1 protein-coding gene and 1 rRNA gene are annotated in these 740 nt (G+C 44.5%); both read left to right on the top strand.

The window, feature by feature from the left end; all coding sequences use genetic code 11:
• Positions 1–369, top strand: a 369-nt coding sequence (locus tag AC1DWB_RS36595; RefSeq protein ID WP_477545945.1) for an HD-GYP domain-containing protein, incomplete at its 5' end; no start/stop codon positions are given.
• Between the two features lie 261 nt (positions 370–630).
• A 16S ribosomal RNA gene (locus AC1DWB_RS36590) occupies positions 631–740 on the top strand; the annotation flags it as partial.

The following is a 740-nucleotide window of genomic DNA, read 5'->3' as shown; positions in this document are numbered from 1 at the left end:
GGGTCTGGGTATCCGTTGGCATTGAAGGGCGATAAGATACATCCATATGCCAAGATTGTTGCTGTAGCAGATATTTTTCATGCGATGACAGGGCCTCGTACATATAAGAAACCAAGTTCGCCTTATGTCGTACTGGAGCAATTAGTGAAGGATTCGTTCGGCAAGCTCGATCCTACTATTGTACAGACGTTCGTAACGAAGGTTACGCAATTCAATCGGGGAACCGTCGTGCGGCTTAGTGATAATCGGGTTGGTGAGATCATTTTTACGGATAGTGCGAACCCTACTAGGCCGATGGTTAATGTGAATGGGACGATCATTAATCTAGCAGTTGAGCGTAAGTTATTTATTCAAGAAGTAATGTCTTGACATAGTCGTAGAGTACGTGATATATTATTCTTCGCCTCTTCGGAGAGAGAGTTGCTAGTAACGAACTCACAAAAACTTTTTAAAAAAGTTCTTGCAATGTTGTAGGCGAATGTGGTATATTAATCAGGTCGCTTTCGGAGGATGTATCGCCGACAACGACGAGATTGTTCCTTGAAAACTGAACAACGAGCGTGCAAGTATAGCGAACTTCGGTTCGCAAAAACAAGCTAGTTAAGTTTATGAGCAAGTCAAATTTCTACCATTATGGAGAGTTTGATCCTGGCTCAGGACGAACGCTGGCGGCGTGCCTAATACATGCAAGTCGAGCGGATYCTTCCTTCGGGAAGGGTTAGCGGCGGACGGGTGAGTAA

The sequence above is a fragment of the Paenibacillus sp. P4_E11 genome, from assembly GCF_056401635.1.
Note: the sequence above shows the minus strand (reverse complement) of the source record. Positions and strands in the feature narration are given on the sequence as shown.